Consider the following 18,650-nt stretch of genomic DNA (forward strand, 5'->3'; position numbering starts at 1 on the left):
CCCCTCAAGATGAGATTTCCCATAGCGTAAGCTAGTAAGATCCCTGAAAGATGATCAGGTTGATAGGTTCGAGGTGGAAGCATGGTGACATGTGGAGCTGACGAATACTAATAGATCGAGGACTTAACCATATAATATGTAGCAAATGTTATCTAGTTTTGAAGGAATATGCCTTCATAGTTTGGTGATGATGGCAGAGAGGTCACACCCGTTCCCATACCGAACACGGAAGTTAAGCTCTCTAGCGCCGATGGTAGTTGGGACCTTGTCCCTGTGAGAGTAGGACGTCGCCAAGCAACTAAAAACACAAGTCTTTTGACTTGTGTTTTTTTGTATTGTTAAAAAGAATGGGAAAGAAGTAATGGTAATACAAACACGTTGCCCAAGAGTTAATCATATTATATAAGAGATGGGTGTATATTTTTCTGGAAATTGTTAAGGATTAGAAGTATAAAATAGGTTCACTTAAATAGGGAGGGAAGGTTATGAAATTACAAAGTGAAGTTTGTATTGTTTGTGAGACAAAAAGAAAAGAAGGTATATATGTTTATAATAATTTAATATGTTATGAATGTGAAAAGGATATGGTGAATACAGAGACAGATGATCCGAAATATATACATTATTTAAAGCAACTTCGAAAATTAGAAGTATCATATTTTTAAATAGGCATATGCCTATTATTTTTTTTGTTCTGTATAATAGATGGAGAATGAATAATAAGGAAGAGATGTAGATGAATCAAAATCATATGCCTTTATATGAGGCGTTAATCGAGTTTAAAGAAAGAGGGCCGTTATCCTTTCATGTCCCAGGTCATAAGAATGGTTTAAACTTCCCTCAGAAGGCAATAAGAGAGTTTAAAGATATTCTATCTATTGATGTAACTGAGTTAGCAGGACTAGATGATTTGCATAGTCCGTTTGAATGTATAGATGAGGCACAACAATTATTGGCTGAAGTGTATGATACAAAGAGAAGTTATTTTTTAATTAATGGTTCAACAGTCGGGAACTTAGCGATGATTTTGTCTTGTTGTGGGGAACATGATATTGTTCTTGTACAAAGAAATTGTCATAAATCAATTATTAATGGTTTAAAACTAGCGGGAGCAAATCCCATTTTTTTAGATCCATGGATTGATGAAACTTATAACGTACCAGTGGGAGTTCGTAATGAAATTATTAAGAAAGCAATTGGAAAATATCCAAATGCGAAAGCACTCATTCTAACGCATCCTAATTATTATGGTATGGGCATGGATTTAGAGGCAAGCATCGCTTTTGCACATGCACATGAAATCCCTGTTTTAATAGATGAGGCACATGGGGCACATCTTTGTTTAGGAGAACCATTCCCGAAATCAGCGTTAACATATGGTGCAGATATTGTAGTGCATTCTGCACATAAGACATTACCCGCAATGACAATGGGTTCCTATTTACATATAAATAGTTACTTAGTAGACGAAGAGAAGGTTACTACTTATTTAAGTATGCTACAATCTAGTAGTCCATCGTATCCAATTATGGCTTCCTTGGATATAGCACGCTTTACAATGGCGCGTATAAAAGAAGAAGGTCATGGTGAAATTGTTGAGTTTTTACGGAGATTTAAGGAACGGTTACGTTCTATTCCCCAAATCGCCATTTTAGAATATCCGTTGCAAGACGAGTTAAAGGTTACCGTACAAACTCGTTGTCAGTTATCAGGGTACGAATTACAGTCCGTATTTGAAAAGGTCGGTATATATACAGAGATGGCTGATCCGTACAATGTCCTATTTATTTTACCCCTGCAAGCAAATGAGGGGTATATGAAGGTTATAGAGATGATCCGAGTAGCATTGCAACATTATGACGTGAAAGACAAGAGGGAATCTATTCGTTATACTTATAAAGGTGAATTCTCTCCGTTGCCGTATACGTATAAACAACTAGAAAGATATGGAACAAGGATAGTATCTATAGAAGAAGCTGTTGGAATGATAGCGGCGGAAATGGTGATTCCGTATCCACCTGGGATTCCATTGGTTATGTATGGAGAGAGAATTACTTCAGAGCATAAAGAGCAAATTATGTATTTAGAGAGAGCAGGAGCTCGTTTTCAAGGTAATACGAAATATATGAAAGTGTATGATATAGAAAGTAGGTTTTAGGATGAAGGGATTATTTGTAACAATTGAAGGCCCAGAAGGTTCAGGTAAAACAACGTTAATTAAAAGCTTATTGCCATATTTTGAACAAAAAGCACAAAAGGTAATGGCGACAAGGGAACCAGGTGGTATTGCAATTTCTGAGGACATTAGGACGATTTTACATAAACAAGAATATACGATGATGGAAGCACGTACAGAAGCGCTTCTTTATGCTGCTGCGCGCAGACAACATTTAGTAGAAAAAGTTATGCCAGCACTTAATGAGAACTATCTCGTGTTATGTGATCGTTTTATAGATAGTTCTTTAGCATATCAAGGCTATGCAAGAGGATTGGGTATGGATAAGGTATTTGAAATAAATCGTTTCGCAACAGAGGACTGTATGCCTAGTTTAACAATTTATCTAGACATTGAGCCTGAGGTTGGCTTGGCTCGGATTGAAAAAGATGCAGGACGTGAAGTAAATCGACTAGATATGGAAGATATCTCTTTCCATAAACGTGTGCGCGAAGGGTATTTACAAGTTGTAGAACGTTTCTCGGAGCGTATTGTATTGGTAAATGCTGATCAGCCGATGGAAAAACTTATAGAAGAAGTTGTTCAGATTATAGAAGATAAATTGTTATAATAGAAGGAAAGAATGAAATAAGTGAGGTATGCATTATGATGAAGACGTGGGAGCAGCTTTCTGCTATACAACCCATCGGTGTAAAAATGTTGATGAATAGCATTGCAAAAGAGCGTATATCCCACGCTTACTTGTTAGAGGGAGGGAAAGGTACGGGAAAGTTTGCGACAGCAATTCAAATGGCAAAGAGTTTCCTCTGTTCTCAGCGGAATGGAGTAGAGCCCTGTCATGTATGCACAAATTGTAAGCGAATTGATTCAGGTAACCACCCTAACTTACATATTGTAAAACCAGACGGATTATCTATTAAGAAGCAGCAAATTCATGATTTACAAGAAGAGTTTTCAAAAACAGGATTAGAGGCAAATAAAAAATTATATATTATTGAGCACGCAGATCGTATGACGGCAAATGCGGCAAATACACTTTTGAAATTTTTAGAAGAACCAAGTAGTGATACAACCGCTATTTTACTTACTGAACAAAGTCATCAAATTTTAAATACGATTTTATCTCGTTGCCAAGTTGTTACGTTTAGACCGTTACCTACAGAATCTTTAATTAGAAGATTACAGGAAGAAGGTATTACAGCATCTTTATCGACACTTGCTGCTCAACTCACAAATAGTTTTGATGAAGCTTTAGCTTTATGTAGTGATGAATGGTTTGCACAAGCACGAGCTTTAGTGATAAAATTATGTGAAGCGCTCGAAAAAGATAAAACCTCTATTTTTTTTGTACAAGAAAAATGGGGAAAACACTTTGGAGAGAAAGAACAATTACAGCAAGGGTTAGATATGTTACTCCTTATTTATAAGGATTTACTATATGTTCAACTTGGAGAAGAAGATCGTCTTGTTTTTCATGAGCAGAAAGAGATGTTTGAATCGTTTTCCTATGCTCAGAAGCGCATTGTATCAGCTCTCTTTAATATATTAGAGGCAAAAAATAGAATCAACGCTAATGTAAATGCGCAGCTTGTGTTCGAACAGTTAGTGTTGCGGTTGCAGGAGGGATGACCGTTTTGTATGATGTAGTAGGTGTTCGCTTTAAGAAGGCCGGAAAGGTATATTACTTTGATCCAAATCAGTTCGATATCTCTGAAAATGAGTTTGTTATTGTAGAAACGGTAAGAGGTATTGAATACGGAAAAGTAGTTATTACCAAAAAGCAAGTTGATGAAAACGACGTTGTATTACCGCTAAAAAAGGTTATTCGTATTGCAAATGAAAATGATCGTACCATTGTTGAAGAGAACAAACATGCTGCAAAAGAAGCATATCAAGTCTGTCAGCAAAAGGTAGTAGAGCATAATCTTGATATGAAACTTGTAGATGTAGAGTATACATTCGATCGTAATAAGATTATTTTCTATTTTACTGCGGATGGTCGGATTGATTTCCGCGAACTAGTGAAGGACTTAGCGGCAATTTTTAGAACAAGAATTGAACTAAGACAAATTGGTGTTCGTGATGAAGCGAAGATGCTAGGTGGTATTGGTCCATGTGGTCGTATGCTTTGTTGTTCTACTTTTTTAGGAGATTTTGAACCTGTATCCATTAAAATGGCAAAGGATCAAAATTTATCATTAAATCCTGCAAAAATCTCTGGTTTATGTGGTCGCTTAATGTGTTGCTTAAAATATGAGAATGATGAATATGAGGCAGCAAAGGAACAACTTCCTGATTTAGATCAACGTATACAAACCCCGCATGGTACTGGCCGTGTGATCGGATTAAATATTTTAGAAAGATTAATTCAAGTGGAACTAGTAGACAAGGAACGGATAGTAGAATATACGTTAGATGAGTTAGTGAATAAAGGGGTCGTTTCGAGTCAAACCACAGATTAATGAGGTGGGTGCTTGTGGAGAAAAAAGATATTTTTGAATCGGTTTCTAGTATGGAAGAGCAAATTGGACATTTATATAAACAGTTGGGAGAGTTAAAACAGCATCTTGCAGAGTTGTTGGAAGAAAACCAGCATATAAAAATGGAAAATAACAATTTGCGACACCGTTTTGAAGAAGTGCAGAATAAAGAAAAACAAAAAACTCAAAAGCGTAAAGAAGTGAAGCCGAAAACAGATATTGGTGAAGGCTATGACAATTTAGCGAGACTGTATCAAGAAGGTTTTCATATTTGCAATCTACATTATGGAAGTGTACGTAAAGAGGGAGATTGTTTGTTCTGTCTGTCATTCTTAAATAAAAAGTGAAATTACCTTTCCAATTATAATTGGAAAGGTAATTTTTTATACATGAAATAGGGTAGGTTAAGGGTAAGAAAAGGAGCAGTATATGAATTTATATGAAGATGAACGTTTAGATTACTTATTAGCGCAAGACATGAAGATTATACAAAGCCCATCAGTATTTAATTTTTCTTTAGATGCTGTTTTACTGGCAGATTTTGCATGGGTACCAATTCAAAAGGGGAATTTACTTGATTTGTGTACAGGTAACGCAGTTGTCCCCCTTCTATTAAGTACAAGAACAAAAGGAAAGATTACTGGTGTGGAAATTCAAGAACGCTTATATGATATGGGAGTAAGAAGTGTTCAATATAATGGGCTGGAAGAAAGAATTCACCTCATACATGGAGATTTGAAAGATATGCCAGAGAAACTCGGACGTCATCAATATGATGTTGTTACATGTAATCCACCATATTTTCAAACACCTCAAACTTCAGAGAAAAATATGAATGAACATTTAGCGATAGCTCGTCATGAAATTATGTGTACATTAGAAGATGTTGTATCTGCAAGTAGTCAGTTAGTAAAACAAGGTGGGAAAGTGGCGTTTGTACATCGTCCAGGGCGATTACTCGACATTGTCACATTAATGCGTAAATATAAAATTGAACCAAAGCGTGTGCGATTTGTTTATCCTAAGGTTGGAAAAGAAGCAAATACATTGTTAATTGAAGGAATTAAGGATGGAAATGCAGATTTAAAAATTTTACCACCTCTCGTTGTATATGAGAACAATAACGAATATACAAAGGAGATACGTTCAATTTTATATGGAGAAGAATAAGCATTTTTTTTATGTGGTAGAGTGCTCTGATGGAAGTTATTATGCTGGATATACAAACCATATAGAAAAACGAATACAGACTCATAATAGCGGCAAAGGAGCTAAGTATACACGCGTCAGGCTTCCTGTCGTTTTAAAATATGTAGAGACCCATGATGATAAGCGTACAGCTATGCAAGCGGAGTATTACTTTAAGCAATTAACGAGAAAACAAAAAGAGGCATATATGCAAAAAGGAGAACGCTATGTGGCAACAAAAAAGCTTTCAACAAAATGAAAAGGGAGTTTTATATTTAGTACCAACTCCTATTGGAAATTTAGAAGATATGACATTTCGTGCAATCCGAATTTTAAAAGAAGTTGATTTAATTGCTGCTGAAGATACGAGACAAACGAAAAAACTTTGTAATTATTTTGAAATTGAAACACCTGTCACGAGTTATCATGAGCATAATAAAGAAGTAAGTGGAAAGAGAATATTAGAGAAGTTAGAGGATGGAAAGAATGTAGCACTTGTTAGTGACGCTGGTATGCCGTGTATTTCTGATCCGGGTTACGATATTGTTGTTGAGGCAGTAGCTGAGCAATATCATGTAATTCCGCTTCCTGGAGCAAATGCAGCCCTTACAGCATTAATTGCATCCGGTCTTGAAACAAAGCAGTTTTATTTCTATGGTTTCTTGCAGAGAAACAAAAAGGAACGGAAGATGGAGTTAGAAAAGCTTCGTTATGTACAAACTACAATGATGTTTTATGAAGCGCCTCATCGTTTAGATGATACTTTAATTTCGATGCAGGAAGTGTTGGGAAATAGAGAGATTGTATTGTGTCGAGAGTTAACGAAAAAATTTGAGGAATTTATTCGAGGGACAATTCAAGAAGCAATTGAGTGGACGAAGCAAAATGAAGTACGTGGTGAGTTTTGTATTTTAGTAGCTGGTTCAACAGAAGAACCTGCTCCAGAAGAACAATGGTGGGAATCTCTTTCAGTATATGATCATATTGAACACTATATAAATGAAAAAGGTATGAATTCAAAAGAAGCGATTAAAACAGTCGCTAAAGATCGAGATTTGTCGAAAAGAGATGTATATCAAATCTATCATGTCGATAAAAAATAAGCTTCTCATAATTGAGAAGCTTATTTTGCTGTTTCGATATAATCTTGAAGTTCGTTTAAGATTTGCTCAGCGCCTTCTTTGCTTAAGATGATTTTACCTTCAGCTAAAGAAAGGTTACCGTCAGATACTTCACCAGTTACTTGGCAAGTCATGTTTGGTTTATATTTCTTTAAGATGATTTTTTCGTCATCAACATAGATTTCAAGAGCGTCCTTTTCTGCAATACCTAAAGTACGGCGTAATTCGATTGGAATTACTACACGACCTAATTCATCAACTTTACGAACAATACCAGTAGATTTCATAATTTTTTTCCTCCTAAATAAATAGTTTATAAGTTTCGAGTCTATTTTTAGATTCGTCATTTTTCGACAAAATACCCTATGGACATATGATACCAATCATTTACATTTCCGTCAATTCTTAAATTCTATATTTTTTAAAAAGATTTATAGATTTCTTATTTCTTATATATAATAGATTGAGAGGAAATTCCACAATTATTCACAATATTTTCAGAAAAAAATAACAAATTTCAAGTGGAGATTGTATATTTTTTTGAAATATGAGCAATAGATGATAAAGATATCGAGCATTAAGACCCAGAATTCAAAATTAGGTTGGCTTAAAGAAGATAAGTGAGATTCGGGCTGCTCGTAAAAGCCCGATTGATGTGGGCTAATAATCAGTGGGGATGAAGAAAAACCCCACTGATTAAAGTTTCACTTTATATATGAGTTTTTGATATACTGTTTATAAATACATATGAGGTTATTCGGGAGGTCCAAAACAATGACAGAGGAAAATAAGTCCTTTTATATTACTACCCCAATTTATTATCCAAGTGGAAAATTACACATTGGACATGCTTATACGACAGTAGCAGGAGATGCGATGGCACGATATAAGCGTATGCAAGGATATAATGTGCATTATTTAACAGGAACTGATGAGCATGGACAGAAGATCCAAAAGAAAGCAGAAGAGTTAAATATTACGCCACAGGCATATGTTGATAATATTGTTGCAGGAATTAAAGAGCTTTGGGAGAAGATGGATATTTCTTATGATGATTTTATTCGTACAACTGAAGATCGTCATAAAGATGTTGTCGAAAAAATCTTTAAGCAATTAGTAGATCAAGGTGACATTTATCTTGATGAATATGAAGGTTGGTATTCTGTACAAGATGAGACGTTCTATACAGAGCATCAATTAGTAGATCCAATTATGGAAGGTGACAAAGTAGTTGGAGGGAAAAGCCCAGATAGTGGTCATGATGTAGAACTTGTTCGTGAAGAATCTTATTTCTTTAGAATGGGTAAATATGTCGACAGACTATTAAAGTTCTATGAAGATAATCCACATTTCATTCAGCCGGAGTCTCGTAAAAATGAAATGATTAATAATTTTATTAAACCAGGATTAGAAGATTTAGCAGTTTCTCGTACTTCATTTGACTGGGGAGTTCGTGTTCCTGGTAACCCAAAACACGTTATTTACGTATGGGTTGACGCATTATCTAACTATATTACGGCGTTAGGTTATGGAACAGCAAATGAAGAGAAATATAAAAAATTCTGGCCTGCAGATGTGCATTTAGTTGGGAAAGAAATCGTTCGTTTCCATACAATTTATTGGCCGATAATTTTAATGGCATTAGATTTACCTCTTCCAAAGAAAGTCTTTGCTCATGGCTGGATTTTAATGAAGGATGGAAAGATGAGTAAGTCAAAAGGAAACGTAGTAGATCCAGTTACATTAATCGATCGTTATGGATTGGATGCATTACGTTATTACTTACTTCGTGAAGTTCCATTTGGATCTGATGGCGTATTTACACCAGAAGGATTTGTGGAGCGTATTAATTTCGACTTAGCAAATGACTTAGGTAATTTATTAAATCGTACAGTAGCTATGATTGATAAGTACTTTAACGGAGAAATCCCTGCATTTAAAGCAAATGTAACAGAATTTGATGAAACGTTAGTAGCGTTTGCACAAGATACTTTGAAAAAAGTAGAAGAAGCAATGGAGAATATGGAGTTCTCTGTAGCGTTAGGATCTATTTGGCAATTGGTTAGTCGTACGAATAAATATATTGATGAAACACAACCATGGGTATTAGCAAAAGATGAGAATGATCGTGAAAAGTTAGCTTCCGTAATGGCTCATTTAGCAGAAGTACTTCGTCAAACAGGTATTATGCTTATGCCATTCTTAACAGTAGCACCAAGCAAGATGTTTGCTCAGCTTGGCCTTACTGATGAGGCTCATAAATCTTGGGAAAGTCTATCTACAATTGGCTGTATTCCAGCTGGAACAAAAGTAGAAAAAGGAAACCCGATTTTCCCTCGTTTAGAAATAGAAGTGGAAGTAGAGTACATTAAAGAACAAATGAAAAGCTCTGCCCCTAAAGTAGAAGAGAAAAAAGAAGAAGAGCCGAAGGCAGAAGAAATTACAATTGATGATTTCTTTAAAGTAGAATTACGCGTAGCTGAAGTACTATCTGCTGAACCTGTGAAAAAAGCAGACAAGTTGTTAAAAATCCAACTAGACTTAGGCACAGAAAAGCGTCAAGTTGTTTCTGGAATTGCAAAATTCTATTCGCCAGAAGACCTAAAAGGTAAAAAGGTTATTTGTGTAACAAACTTAAAACCTGTAAAATTACGCGGTGAATTATCGCAAGGTATGATTTTAGCGGGTGAAGAGAATGGCGTATTGTCATTAGCATCAATTGACCAAAATCTACCAAATGGTACAAAAATCAAGTAATTAAGACAAGAAAAGAGATGTTTCACGTGTAACATGTGTGAAGCGTCTTTTTTCTTTTTACATTCTCTATTTTTGCATTAAGATTGTAGTATTGTTATCGTTAAGTTATTAAAGAACTTATTTTTGTAGAATAAACTGGATTTCAATATAAAAGGAGTTATGTATTATGTTGTTTGATACACATTCGCATTTGAATGCAGAGCAATTTGAAGAAGATTTGCAAGAAGTTATTGCCCGAATGAAAGAAGCGGGAGTTACTTATACAGTTGTTGTTGGTTTTGATGAAGTAACGATAAAAAAGGCGATGGAATTAGCTGAAGCTTATGATTTTATTTACGCTGCGGTTGGATGGCATCCAGTTGATGCAATTGACATGACAGAAGAACATTTAGCTTGGTTAGAAGAACTTGCTTCTCATCCTAAAGTCGTTGCACTTGGAGAAATGGGTTTAGATTATCATTGGGATAAGTCTCCAAAAGAAATACAGAAAGAAGTATTTCGTAAACAAATTGCATTAGCGAAAAAAGTGAAATTGCCGATTATTATACATAATCGCGATGCAACTCAAGATATTGTTGATATTCTAGAAGAAGAGAATGCAGCTGAAGTAGGAGGCATTATGCATTGTTTTAGCGGCAGCGTAGAAGTAGCAGAGCGATGTGTTGATATGAACTTTCTAATTTCGTTAGGCGGACCAGTTACATTTAAAAACGCTAAAAAGCCGAAAGAGGTTGCTACGGAGATTCCATTAGAGAAATTGTTAATAGAGACGGATTGTCCATATCTAACGCCGCATCCATTTCGAGGGAAACGAAATGAACCGAGTTATGTAAAACTCGTAGCAGAAGAAATTGCGAATTTAAAAGGTGTTTCTTATGAGGAAGTAGCAGAAATGACAACCAAAAATGCAAAAGCTTTATTTGGTGTTGAATAAAAAAGAATGGGGAAACCTGTTCTTTTTTATTTTGAAAAAACACTAGTAGAAGTGATGAAGAAAATAAATGTGAATGATGAAGTGTTACAATAAGGACAGAGAACAAAGATTTTTCTATTCTATTTTTTAAAATATAAGAATGAGGAAAATAATAATGGAAAAGTCGTCATTTTTTTGTTTTACTAAGTAGAGACGAAACGAGTGTGGAGGCAAGCATGAAAATAAAAGAGATTATCGTTGTAGAAGGTAAAGATGATACAGTTGCGATTAAGCGTGCTGTTGATGCGGATACAATTGAAACGAACGGTTCAGCAATCGGTGATCATGTTATTGAGCAAGTTAAATTAGCGCAGCAAAAAAGGGGCGTTATTATTTTCACAGATCCAGATTATCCTGGAGAGCGTATTCGAAAAATTATTTCTGACAAGGTTCCCGGCTGTAAGCATGCCTTTTTACCGAAGGAAGAAGCGCTTGCTAAAAGGAAAAAGGGAGTTGGGATCGAACATGCTTCTAATGAGTCGATTCGCCGTGCTCTAGAGAATATACATGAAGAAATGGAAGCTTATACAAGTGAAATTAGTTGGAGTGATTTAGTCGATGCAGGCTTAGTGGGCGGAGAAATGGCAAAGAGCCGCAGAGAAAGAATGGGTAAGCTATTAAAGATTGGTTATACAAATGCAAAACAGTTACATAAACGATTACAGATGTTTCAAGTTTCAAAGGAATCATTTGGAGAAGCTTATAAGCAAGTAATACAGGAGGAAAAAAAATGAAGGATATCGCAACGCCAAATCGTACAAAAGACATTGTTGAAAAGTATGGATTTTCATTCAAAAAAAGTTTAGGACAAAACTTTTTAATTGATACAAATGTATTAAATCGTATTGTCGATCATGCAGAAATTGGTTCAGAAAGTGGTGCAATTGAAATTGGACCAGGTATCGGTGCATTAACAGAGCAATTAGCGAAGCGTGCTAAAAAAGTAGTGGCTTTTGAAATTGATCAAAGACTATTACCAATTTTAGATGAGACGTTAGCACCATATGGTAACGTTACAGTTATTAATAAAGACGTACTAAAAGCGGATGTACATGAAGTATTTAATGAGCAATTTGAAGAAGGGCAAGATGTAATGGTAGTAGCTAACTTGCCATACTATATTACAACGCCAATTTTATTTAAATTGCTTGAAGAAAAGTTACCAGTTCGTGGATTTGTTGTTATGATGCAAAAAGAAGTTGGAGATCGTTTAGCTGCTAAACCTGGAACGAAAGAGTATGGTTCTTTATCGATTGCTATTCAGTATTATACAGAAGTTGAAACAGTTATGACTGTACCGCGTACAGTGTTTGTACCACAGCCAAATGTTGATTCTGCAATTATTCGCCTTCTAAAGCGTCCGAAACCGGTTGTAGAGGTGACAGATGAAACATTCTTCTTTGAAGTAGTACGAGCAAGTTTCGCACAGCGCCGTAAAACTTTGATGAATAATTTATCAAATAATTTAAATGGTTTCCCGAAAGATAAGGAATTATTGGATCGAATTTTAACAGAAGTAGGAATTGATCCAAAGCGAAGAGGCGAAACGCTATCTATTGAAGAGTTTGCAACATTAAGTAATGCATTGGTTCTTCATAAATTATCATAAGAATATGAAAGGGACAGTTCAACTTGAACTGTCCCTTTTGTCACCTTTCTCCCTCTAAATTCATATTTTAAAAACAGGTAAGATGGCCTAATGAGTTTGGAGGTAGGAGAATGGCTTTACATGTTGGAGAATTAGTGGAACGATATTCTCATAAGAGGGATATTCTTTTTCGTATTATAGAAATAAAAGGCGAGATAGCTATATTGTTTGGAGAGGAAATTAGACTGGTGGCGGATGCGCCACTTGAAGATTTAATTAGTATAGATCAACGAGAACATAAAAAAAGGGTGAAGCGTGAGAAAGAAACAATGGAGCGCACGTATCGTTTGTTTCAACAAGATTATGTGTTAATGAAACAAAGGCATGAACATACTTCAACTGGTGGATACACAAGTGAGGTGAATTATTTTCAAATGCCGGGACGTGTATTGCATATAGATGGAGACCCTTTATATTTGCGCAAGTGCTTAGACTTATATAACAAAATTGGCGTTCCTGTACAAGGTATTCATTGTAAAGAAACGGAGATGCATGAAAAAGTAGTAGACTTAATAGATCACTTTCGCCCAGACATTCTCGTTATTACGGGGCATGATGCATATACAAAATCGAAAGGAGTGAAGGGAGATTTAGCGGCATATAGGCATTCAAGGCATTTTGTACAGGCTGTTCGAGAAGTGCGAAAAAAATATCCATCATTGGATCAACTTGTTATTTTTGCTGGGGCATGTCAATCGCACTTTGAGGCACTAATTCGTGCAGGGGCCAATTTCGCTAGTTCACCATCTAGAATTAATATTCATGCACTAGATCCTGTATATGTAGTTGGTAAAATTAGTTTTACTTCATTTATGGAGAGAGTCAATGTATGGGATGTCGTACGTAATACAATTACTGGTGAAAAGGGACTAGGTGGAATTGAAACGAGAGGGATTTTACGAACGGGATTACCTTTTCAACATTACGAGGAGTAAGCAGGGTACATATGTATCTTGCTTTTTTGTATGGAAGGATTTAAATGAATTTGGATAAAAAGAGACAAGAACGTACAGACTAAGTAATGATACTTTTACAATATAGTATTTCTTCTATCTATTCAAACGCAAGATGATATTAGCTGTGAATCGAGGTTAATAATTAGGATAGATATATCGTGTTTTAAGTGTTCAATCTAAATTACAGCGAGGTGTAGCGAAGTATATGTCAAAACGTTTAGATGAAATTAAAAGCGAATTAGATCACCATCTTGGACAGCGACTTATGTTAAAAGCAAATAGTGGAAGAAGAAAAACTGTGGAGCAATCAGGTGTACTAGCAGAAACATACCGTTCTGTTTTTGTTGTACAATTGGATCAACAAGAAGATGCGTTGCAACGTGTATCTTATAGTTATGCAGATGTTTTAACAGAGACAGTAGAGTTAACATTTTATGGAGACCCTCATGATGAGGTCATTTTATAATCCATATATCATTACATATATTCCCATAAATGAAAAGCTATATTATTTTGCATACTAACTATACCGTAGCAAAATAAGGAGGGACTCTGCATTGAGTAGACGAAGAGGTGTCATGTCAAACCAATTTAAAGAAGAGCTAGCAAAAGAGCTTGGCTTTTATGATGTTGTTCAGAAAGAAGGATGGGGCGGAATTCGTGCGAAAGATGCTGGTAACATGGTGAAACGTGCTATAGAAATTGCAGAACAGCAATTAATGAAACGAAACCAGTAGTTGTAAGATACTTTCTATGCTACGGTAGCCGAGGAGACATTCCTCGGCTTTTTGTACTCTAAAAGGTGCCATCATTTTACATAAGTAGTTTCATTCTGAATGCTTTTCGTTATAATTAGGGAAGTGTCATCGTCTTACTATAAATTTATGGTAAAATAAACGATAAAAGATTGAGTACATAGAGTGGGTGAATAGATTGAAGCTACTAGTGAAAGCACCAGCAAAGATTAATCTGTCGTTAGATGTACTGGGAAAAAGACAAGACGGATATCATGAAGTGAAAATGATTATGACAACCATTGATTTAGCAGATCGTCTAGAACTAACGGAATTAGCAGAAGACCGTATTGAAATTTTATCCCATAATCGGTATGTCCCAGACGACCAACGAAATTTAGCTTATCAGGCAGCGAAATTATTAAAAGAGAAGTTTAATGTAAAAAAAGGTGTATCTATTACTATTGAAAAAACGATTCCAGTAGCAGCTGGATTAGCAGGTGGAAGTAGTGATGCAGCAGCGACATTACGTGGTCTTAATAAATTATGGAATTTAGGGCTTACAATTGATGAGTTAGCAGAGCTTGGCGCAGAAATTGGATCAGATGTATCTTTCTGTGTATATGGCGGCACAGCAATTGCCACTGGAAGAGGAGAGAAAATTGAGCATATAAAGACTCCGCCTTCTTGTTGGGTTATTTTAGCGAAACCACATATAGGTGTATCTACTGCTGATGTGTATGGAAATTTAAAGTTAAATCGAGTTACACATCCAAATGTAGATAAAATGGTTGATGTCATAAATTCTGGAGATTATAAAGGGATTTGTGATACTGTTGGTAACGTTTTAGAAGATGTAACATTTGGAATGCATCCTGAAGTTGCACGTATTAAATCACAGATGAAGCGATTCGGAGCGGATGCTGTATTGATGAGTGGAAGTGGTCCAACTGTATTTGGACTTGTACACCATGATTCTCGAATGCATCGCATTTATAACGGATTAAAAGGATTTTGTGAACAGGTCTATGCGGTACGTTTATTAGGAGAGCGAGAAACGCTTGAATAAAGACGTATAATACGTTATGATTTGTTTAGAATATTCGTGATTTGAGGTGAGAGTATGAAAATTAGAAGAAGTACAAGATTAGTCGATATGACTTATTACTTGCTACAAAACCCTCGTCAGCTAGTATCTCTCACTTTTTTTGCTGAAAGGTATCAATCGGCTAAGTCTTCCATTAGTGAGGATTTAGTTATTATTAAGCAAACGTTTGAACAACAAGGGGTCGGCACATTGCAAACGATACCAGGAGCAGCAGGAGGAGTGAAATATATACCGTATATAAGTGAAGAAGAGGCAGATCTAATTATTGATGAGCTTTGTGGCTTATTTGAAAATCCAGATCGTATTTTGCCTGGCGGTTACTTATACATGACAGATTTATTGAGTAATCCTCGCCATATTAATGGCGCAGGTCGTTTGTTTGCTTCTGTTTTTGCTAGGCAATCAATTGATGCGGTTATGACAGTGGCAACGAAAGGGATTCCACTTGCTTATGCAGTGGCAAATTACTTAGATGTACCAGTTGTAATTGCAAGGAAAGATAATAAGGTAACAGAAGGTCCGACTGTTAGTATTAACTATGTGTCGGGTTCTTCTAAACGAATTCAAACAATGACGTTAGCAAAACGCAGCCTTCCAGAAGGATCGAATGTTTTAATTATTGATGACTTCATGAAAGCTGGCGGAACGATTCAAGGTATGATGAGTATGTTAGAAGAGTTCAAGGCTAATGTTGTTGGTATTGGTGTATTAGTAGAATCCACAGATATTGAAGAACGACTAATTAATAATTTTGTATCATTAATTCGTCTATCGGAAGTTGATGTGAAAGAAAAAACGATTCAAGTGGAAAAAGGGAATTATTCTCTTGCACCATTTGATGAAGGGCTTGTAGAGGCTGAATAAAAGGTAGAGCAGATAGCTCTATCTTTTTTTATTTTATTTATAGATTATAAAATAGATGGACAAACTGCCTTTCGTACACTATTTTTAAAGAGTAAAATAAATAATAAAAGGGTGAAAAGTATGAAAGTTGTTCAAACAAGCAAGGCACCACAAGCGATTGGACCTTACTCACAAGGGATTATTGTAAATAATATGTTTTATAGCTCAGGACAAATTCCATTAACGGAAAATGGGGAGCTTGTAACAGGAGATGTAACAGTACAAACAGAACAAGTATTTCAAAATTTACAAGCGGTATTAGAGGAAGCGGGTGCTTCATTTGATACAGTCGTAAAAACAACAGTATTTTTAAAGGACATGGATGATTTTAATGCTGTGAATGAAGTATATAGCTCTTATTTCTCTACTCATAAACCAGCTCGATCTTGTGTGCAAGTAGCAAAATTACCGAAAGATGTTTCCGTTGAAATTGAAGTAATCGCCCTAGTTAAGTAACCTTTTGTAAGCGATAACCTCCACTAATCTCTATATTCAACTACATTAAAAATTTTTATCTTAAAAATTTTTAAAAAATTAAAGGGAAAATAGAAAATTTGTGGAATTTATACAAATATATCGCTTATTTAGAAAAGGGTGGTGAACACAAGATGGAAGTGACTGACGTAAGATTACGCCGCGTAAACACAGAAGGCCGCATGAGAGCAATTGCCTCTATTACTTTGGACCATGAATTTGTTGTTCATGATATTCGTGTAATTGATGGTAATAATGGATTATTTGTAGCAATGCCAAGTAAACGTACTCCAGATGGAGAGTTCCGTGACATTGCACATCCGATTAATTCTGGTACACGCTCTAAAATTCAAGATGCGGTTTTAACAGAGTATCATCGTTTAGGCGAGTTAGAAGAGGTTGAGTTTGAAGAAGCAGGTGCTTCGTAAAATTCGAATGAAAAGGGCTTTGACGAAAAGCCTTATAATTTTGTAGCAAACTCCTGTAAGCATTTACAGGAGTTTGTTTTTTTTTTTGCTTTATATTTGAAAATTTCATAATTCATTAACATAAAAAGAAGAAACTACTAATTTTTTCAAAATCATTTTAAATAGTATAGCTTATTTCTTAAAAAAGATACTAAAGAGTAAAACATCTTATAAGAATTATGGTAAAATTTAATAGTTAAAATGTGTTTCTTGAAATATATGATGATTTAGGATAATATCTTTAATGGATAAATAGGTTGCGATGGAGGGTCTATATGTCAAACAGATTTGCAGTGATTCTAGCTGCAGGTAAAGGCACACGTATGAAGTCTAAGCTATACAAAGTGCTGCATCCTGTATGTGGAAAACCTATGGTACAACACGTAGTCGATCAAGTATCTCAATTAGGATTGCAGAAACTTGTAACGGTTGTTGGGCATGGTGCTGAAATGGTACAAGAACAGCTAGGAAACGTAAGTGAGTTTGCATTACAAGCAGAACAACTTGGTACAGCACATGCTGTAGATCAAGCTGCAAGTGTACTTGCAAATGAAGAAGGAACAACTTTAGTTATTTGTGGGGATACGCCGCTAATAACTGCTGAAACGATGGAAGCATTACTTCAGCAACATAAAGAAGCAGGAGCAATGGCGACGGTGCTAACAGCGTACATAGAAGAACCTGCTGGATATGGCCGTATTGTTCGTAATGAGAATGGTCATGTTGAAAAGATTGTTGAGCATAAAGATGCAAATGAGAAAGAATTAGCTATTAAAGAAATCAATACAGGTACGTATTGTTTTGATAATAAGGCTTTATTTGCTTCACTTTCTAAAGTTTCAAATGATAACGTACAAGGTGAATATTACCTTCCAGATGTTATTGAGATTTTAAAAAATGAAGGTCATATCGTATCAGCTTATCAAACAGAGCAGTTCGATGAAACGTTAGGTGTTAACGACAGAGTCGCTCTATCGCAAGCGGAAATTATTATGAAAAACCGTATCAACCGAAAGAACATGGTAAATGGTGTTACAATTATTGATCCAAGTAACACTTATATTTCTGCTGATGCAATTATCGGTAGTGATACAGTTCTTCATCCAGGAACAATTATTGAGGGGAACACTGTAATTGGTTCTGATTGTGAAATTGGACCGCATACAGTAATTCGTGATAGTGAAATTGGAGATCGTACGACAATTCGTCAATCTACTGTACATGATAGTAAACTTGGTACAGAAGTATCGATTGGTCCATTTGCACACATTCGCCCAGATTCAGTTATTGGAGACGAAGTACGCGTTGGAAACTTCGTGGAAATCAAAAAAACTGTCTTTGGTAATAGAAGTAAAGCTTCACACTTGAGTTATATCGGGGATGCACAAGTTGGAGAAGACGTGAATCTTGGTTGTGGTTCAATTACGGTGAACTATGACGGTAAGAATAAATTCAAAACTGTGATTGGTAATGGGGTATTTATTGGATGTAATTCAAACCTTGTTGCTCCAGTAACAGTTGAAGATGGTGCTTATGTGGCAGCAGGCTCTACAATTACAGAGAATGTTCCATCAAAAGCATTATCGGTAGCACGTGCACGTCAAGTTAACAAAGAAGACTATGTTGATCAATTGCTGAATAAGAAAAAATCATAATGTGGAGGGT

At 35.6% G+C, this 18,650-nt stretch carries 22 protein-coding genes and 2 rRNA genes; 23 read left to right on the top strand and 1 reads right to left on the bottom strand.

Annotation, left to right across the window (positions count from 1 at the left end):
* The 11 genes from ATL10_RS25530 to rsmI all read left to right on the top strand — a co-directional run.
* A 23S ribosomal RNA gene (locus tag ATL10_RS25530) occupies positions 1 to 131 on the top strand; the annotation flags it as partial.
* A 49-nt stretch (positions 132 to 180) separates the two neighbouring features.
* Positions 181 to 296 (top strand): 5S ribosomal RNA (gene rrf, locus ATL10_RS25535).
* 189 nt (positions 297 to 485) lie between these two features.
* Positions 486 to 665: a sigma factor G inhibitor Gin gene (locus tag ATL10_RS25540; protein WP_000776279.1), complete on the top strand. Its 180-nt coding sequence runs from the start codon at positions 486 to 488 to the stop codon at positions 663 to 665.
* A gap of 71 nt (positions 666 to 736) precedes the next feature.
* Positions 737 to 2,158, top strand: coding sequence for an aminotransferase class I/II-fold pyridoxal phosphate-dependent enzyme (locus ATL10_RS25545; RefSeq protein WP_064531870.1), 1,422 nt, complete (start codon positions 737 to 739; stop codon positions 2,156 to 2,158).
* A 1-nt stretch (position 2,159) separates the two neighbouring features.
* Positions 2,160 to 2,786, top strand: coding sequence for a dTMP kinase (gene tmk / locus ATL10_RS25550; RefSeq protein WP_000677220.1), 627 nt, complete (start codon positions 2,160 to 2,162; stop codon positions 2,784 to 2,786).
* 35 nt (positions 2,787 to 2,821) lie between these two features.
* Positions 2,822 to 3,805 carry a DNA polymerase III subunit delta' gene (gene holB, locus ATL10_RS25555; RefSeq protein ID WP_000978578.1) on the top strand — a complete coding sequence of 328 codons (984 nt, stop codon included), beginning with the start codon at positions 2,822 to 2,824 and terminating at the stop codon, positions 3,803 to 3,805.
* A gap of 5 nt (positions 3,806 to 3,810) precedes the next feature.
* Complete coding sequence (locus tag ATL10_RS25560) at positions 3,811 to 4,638, top strand: PSP1 domain-containing protein (RefSeq protein ID WP_000272429.1); 828 nt, start codon at positions 3,811 to 3,813, stop codon at positions 4,636 to 4,638.
* Positions 4,639 to 4,652: 14 nt separating this feature from the next.
* On the top strand, positions 4,653 to 5,003 hold the full coding sequence (yabA, locus tag ATL10_RS25565) for a DNA replication initiation control protein YabA (protein ID WP_000412063.1): 351 nt from the start codon (positions 4,653 to 4,655) through the stop codon (positions 5,001 to 5,003).
* Between the two features lie 82 nt (positions 5,004 to 5,085).
* Positions 5,086 to 5,826, top strand: a complete 741-nt coding sequence (locus tag ATL10_RS25570; protein WP_001055355.1) for a tRNA1(Val) (adenine(37)-N6)-methyltransferase — start codon at positions 5,086 to 5,088, stop codon at positions 5,824 to 5,826.
* Positions 5,813 to 6,103 (top strand): GIY-YIG nuclease family protein, encoded by a 291-nt coding sequence (locus tag ATL10_RS25575; protein WP_000414350.1) that lies wholly within the window; start codon positions 5,813 to 5,815, stop codon positions 6,101 to 6,103. The genes ATL10_RS25570 and ATL10_RS25575 overlap by 14 nt, the downstream gene beginning before the upstream one ends.
* The gene (rsmI, locus tag ATL10_RS25580; RefSeq protein ID WP_000267824.1) at positions 6,072 to 6,947 is read left to right on the top strand and encodes a 16S rRNA (cytidine(1402)-2'-O)-methyltransferase; all 876 of its coding nucleotides are present in this window, start codon (positions 6,072 to 6,074) and stop codon (positions 6,945 to 6,947) included. The genes ATL10_RS25575 and rsmI overlap by 32 nt, the downstream gene beginning before the upstream one ends.
* Before the next feature lie 20 nt (positions 6,948 to 6,967).
* Here rsmI and ATL10_RS25585 read toward each other — a convergent pair whose 3' ends face one another.
* Positions 6,968 to 7,252 carry an AbrB/MazE/SpoVT family DNA-binding domain-containing protein gene (locus ATL10_RS25585; protein WP_000843036.1) on the bottom strand — a complete coding sequence of 95 codons (285 nt, stop codon included), beginning with the start codon at positions 7,250 to 7,252 and terminating at the stop codon, positions 6,968 to 6,970.
* Between the two features lie 487 nt (positions 7,253 to 7,739).
* Here ATL10_RS25585 and metG point away from each other — a divergent pair, with 487 nt between their 5' ends.
* The 12 genes from metG to glmU all read left to right on the top strand — a co-directional run bounded on the left by metG (position 7,740) and on the right by glmU (position 18,640).
* Positions 7,740 to 9,722, top strand: coding sequence for a methionine--tRNA ligase (gene metG, locus ATL10_RS25590; RefSeq protein WP_000134131.1), 1,983 nt, complete (start codon positions 7,740 to 7,742; stop codon positions 9,720 to 9,722).
* 166 nt (positions 9,723 to 9,888) lie between these two features.
* Entirely contained in the window at positions 9,889 to 10,656 is a 768-nt protein-coding gene (locus ATL10_RS25595; protein ID WP_000895840.1) for a TatD family hydrolase, read from the top strand.
* A gap of 215 nt (positions 10,657 to 10,871) precedes the next feature.
* The gene (rnmV, locus tag ATL10_RS25600) at positions 10,872 to 11,429 is read left to right on the top strand and encodes a ribonuclease M5 (RefSeq protein ID WP_000692837.1); all 558 of its coding nucleotides are present in this window, start codon (positions 10,872 to 10,874) and stop codon (positions 11,427 to 11,429) included.
* On the top strand, positions 11,426 to 12,304 hold the full coding sequence (gene rsmA / locus ATL10_RS25605; RefSeq protein ID WP_000651548.1) for a 16S rRNA (adenine(1518)-N(6)/adenine(1519)-N(6))-dimethyltransferase RsmA: 879 nt from the start codon (positions 11,426 to 11,428) through the stop codon (positions 12,302 to 12,304). Before rnmV ends, rsmA begins: the two co-directional genes overlap by 4 nt.
* A gap of 110 nt (positions 12,305 to 12,414) precedes the next feature.
* Positions 12,415 to 13,278, top strand: coding sequence for a sporulation peptidase YabG (yabG, locus tag ATL10_RS25610; RefSeq protein ID WP_001173734.1), 864 nt, complete (start codon positions 12,415 to 12,417; stop codon positions 13,276 to 13,278).
* A 226-nt stretch (positions 13,279 to 13,504) separates the two neighbouring features.
* A complete protein-coding gene (veg, locus tag ATL10_RS25615) occupies positions 13,505 to 13,765 on the top strand; it encodes a biofilm formation stimulator Veg (protein WP_000044346.1) in 261 nt (86 codons plus the stop codon).
* A gap of 91 nt (positions 13,766 to 13,856) precedes the next feature.
* On the top strand, positions 13,857 to 14,036 hold the full coding sequence (gene sspF / locus ATL10_RS25620) for an acid-soluble spore protein SspF (protein ID WP_002094215.1): 180 nt from the start codon (positions 13,857 to 13,859) through the stop codon (positions 14,034 to 14,036).
* A gap of 196 nt (positions 14,037 to 14,232) precedes the next feature.
* Positions 14,233 to 15,102 (top strand): 4-(cytidine 5'-diphospho)-2-C-methyl-D-erythritol kinase, encoded by an 870-nt coding sequence (ispE, locus tag ATL10_RS25625; protein WP_000772104.1) that lies wholly within the window; start codon positions 14,233 to 14,235, stop codon positions 15,100 to 15,102.
* Positions 15,103 to 15,156: 54 nt separating this feature from the next.
* The gene (purR, locus tag ATL10_RS25630; protein WP_000702467.1) at positions 15,157 to 16,005 is read left to right on the top strand and encodes a pur operon repressor; all 849 of its coding nucleotides are present in this window, start codon (positions 15,157 to 15,159) and stop codon (positions 16,003 to 16,005) included.
* A 120-nt stretch (positions 16,006 to 16,125) separates the two neighbouring features.
* Positions 16,126 to 16,500 carry a RidA family protein gene (locus ATL10_RS25635; RefSeq protein WP_000869823.1) on the top strand — a complete coding sequence of 125 codons (375 nt, stop codon included), beginning with the start codon at positions 16,126 to 16,128 and terminating at the stop codon, positions 16,498 to 16,500.
* 152 nt (positions 16,501 to 16,652) lie between these two features.
* Positions 16,653 to 16,946, top strand: coding sequence for a septation regulator SpoVG (gene spoVG, locus ATL10_RS25640; RefSeq protein ID WP_000454041.1), 294 nt, complete (start codon positions 16,653 to 16,655; stop codon positions 16,944 to 16,946).
* A 314-nt stretch (positions 16,947 to 17,260) separates the two neighbouring features.
* Complete coding sequence (glmU, locus tag ATL10_RS25645) at positions 17,261 to 18,640, top strand: bifunctional UDP-N-acetylglucosamine diphosphorylase/glucosamine-1-phosphate N-acetyltransferase GlmU (protein ID WP_053563253.1); 1,380 nt, start codon at positions 17,261 to 17,263, stop codon at positions 18,638 to 18,640.
* Positions 18,641 to 18,650: the final 10 nt, after the last annotated feature.

This window comes from Bacillus sp. 196mf (assembly GCF_003217275.1).
GTDB lineage: Bacteria > Bacillota > Bacilli > Bacillales > Bacillaceae_G > Bacillus_A > Bacillus_A thuringiensis_S.

Excerpts from the sequence above, each read along its gene's own strand:
- ATL10_RS25540 (WP_000776279.1), top strand. The coding sequence starts at position 486 with ATGAAATTACAAAGTGAAGTTTGTATTGTTTGTGAGACAAAAAGAAAA.
- ATL10_RS25545 (WP_064531870.1), top strand. The coding sequence starts at position 737 with ATGAATCAAAATCATATGCCTTTATATGAGGCGTTAATCGAGTTTAAA.
- tmk (WP_000677220.1), top strand. The coding sequence starts at position 2,160 with ATGAAGGGATTATTTGTAACAATTGAAGGCCCAGAAGGTTCAGGTAAA.
- holB (WP_000978578.1), top strand. The coding sequence starts at position 2,822 with ATGATGAAGACGTGGGAGCAGCTTTCTGCTATACAACCCATCGGTGTA.
- ATL10_RS25570 (WP_001055355.1), top strand. The coding sequence starts at position 5,086 with ATGAATTTATATGAAGATGAACGTTTAGATTACTTATTAGCGCAAGAC.
- ATL10_RS25575 (WP_000414350.1), top strand. The coding sequence starts at position 5,813 with ATGGAGAAGAATAAGCATTTTTTTTATGTGGTAGAGTGCTCTGATGGA.
- rsmI (WP_000267824.1), top strand. The coding sequence starts at position 6,072 with ATGTGGCAACAAAAAAGCTTTCAACAAAATGAAAAGGGAGTTTTATAT.
- ATL10_RS25585 (WP_000843036.1), bottom strand. The coding sequence starts at position 7,252 with ATGAAATCTACTGGTATTGTTCGTAAAGTTGATGAATTAGGTCGTGTA.
- metG (WP_000134131.1), top strand. The coding sequence starts at position 7,740 with ATGACAGAGGAAAATAAGTCCTTTTATATTACTACCCCAATTTATTAT.
- ATL10_RS25595 (WP_000895840.1), top strand. The coding sequence starts at position 9,889 with ATGTTGTTTGATACACATTCGCATTTGAATGCAGAGCAATTTGAAGAA.
- rnmV (WP_000692837.1), top strand. The coding sequence starts at position 10,872 with ATGAAAATAAAAGAGATTATCGTTGTAGAAGGTAAAGATGATACAGTT.
- rsmA (WP_000651548.1), top strand. The coding sequence starts at position 11,426 with ATGAAGGATATCGCAACGCCAAATCGTACAAAAGACATTGTTGAAAAG.
- yabG (WP_001173734.1), top strand. The coding sequence starts at position 12,415 with ATGGCTTTACATGTTGGAGAATTAGTGGAACGATATTCTCATAAGAGG.
- veg (WP_000044346.1), top strand. The coding sequence starts at position 13,505 with ATGTCAAAACGTTTAGATGAAATTAAAAGCGAATTAGATCACCATCTT.
- purR (WP_000702467.1), top strand. The coding sequence starts at position 15,157 with ATGAAAATTAGAAGAAGTACAAGATTAGTCGATATGACTTATTACTTG.
- ATL10_RS25635 (WP_000869823.1), top strand. The coding sequence starts at position 16,126 with ATGAAAGTTGTTCAAACAAGCAAGGCACCACAAGCGATTGGACCTTAC.
- spoVG (WP_000454041.1), top strand. The coding sequence starts at position 16,653 with ATGGAAGTGACTGACGTAAGATTACGCCGCGTAAACACAGAAGGCCGC.
- glmU (WP_053563253.1), top strand. The coding sequence starts at position 17,261 with ATGTCAAACAGATTTGCAGTGATTCTAGCTGCAGGTAAAGGCACACGT.